The sequence below is a fragment of the Bifidobacterium sp. B4111 genome, from assembly GCF_026537235.1.
Lineage (GTDB): Bacteria > Actinomycetota > Actinomycetes > Actinomycetales > Bifidobacteriaceae > Bombiscardovia.
In genome coordinates, this window is sequence record NZ_JAFNMO010000017.1 from 1 (window position 1) to 901 (window position 901).

Annotated in this window: 2 protein-coding genes; both read left to right on the forward strand. The window is 64.3% G+C overall.

Going from position 1 to position 901, the window contains the following annotated elements:
- Positions 1 to 273 (forward strand): hypothetical protein (locus tag J3T93_RS09900; protein ID WP_267431548.1); only part of this gene is annotated, 273 nt, incomplete at its 5' end.
- On the forward strand, positions 270 to 901 hold a 632-nt coding region (gene bet / locus J3T93_RS09905; RefSeq protein ID WP_267431549.1), incomplete at its 3' end, for a phage recombination protein Bet. The genes J3T93_RS09900 and bet, both read left to right, overlap by 4 nt.

Consider the following 901-nt stretch of genomic DNA (forward strand, 5'->3'; position numbering starts at 1 on the left):
GGCGAGGAGGAGAGCGTCGAGCACGTGCCGTATCCGAAGGATTTCGCGACGAAGCCTGACGCGATAGAGCATCTGGTCGGACAGTTCGGCGGCGAGCAGCCTGCGGGCGTGGAGCTTTCGCGCGGCTCGGGTGACACGGTGGCGGTCAGCAGGGTCAAGGACTGGGCGCAGATCTTCGACGACCAGCAGGCCCAGACGCAGGCGCGGCAGCTGCTCGGCATCGAAGGCTCGGAAGCTGACGGGAACGATGATGGTAAGGACTTTTGGGCATGAGCAGCGATCTGACGATTACGGACAAGCAGGACGGGTTCACCGCGAACCAGGTGGCGGCCCTGCAACAGATGGGCGTGCAGAACGCCAGCCAGGGTGATTTGGCGGTGTTCTTCCACCAGGTGCAGCGCACTGGGTTGGACCCGTTCGCCCGACAGATCTACATGATCGGTCGCAACCAGAAGACCCCCAACGGCTGGGAGACGAAGTACACGATCCAGACCGGTATCGACGGGTTCCGACTGATCGCCCGTCGTGCCGCCGAGCGGAGCCATGAGGCGTTCGGGGAGCCTGAGACCCTGTGGTGCGGGGAGGATGGCGTGTGGCGTGAGGTGTGGCTTGGGAGCAAGCCGCCCAAGGGCGCGAAGGTCGTGGTCCAGCGTGGCGGTGGCTCCTTCACCGGAGTCGCCACCCTGTCCGAGTACGCGGGCAGGAAGAAGGACGGGTCACTGACCAGCATGTGGGCTTCCAAGCCTGCGCTGATGCTTGCCAAGTGCGCCGAGGCCTTGGCTTTGCGCAAGGCTTTCCCGCAGGACCTTTCAGGCTTGTACACGGAAGACGAGATGCATGATGACGTCCAGGATGCCCAGCCTGCCCAGCCGGTGCAGGCTGTGGTCATGTCCACCAAGGA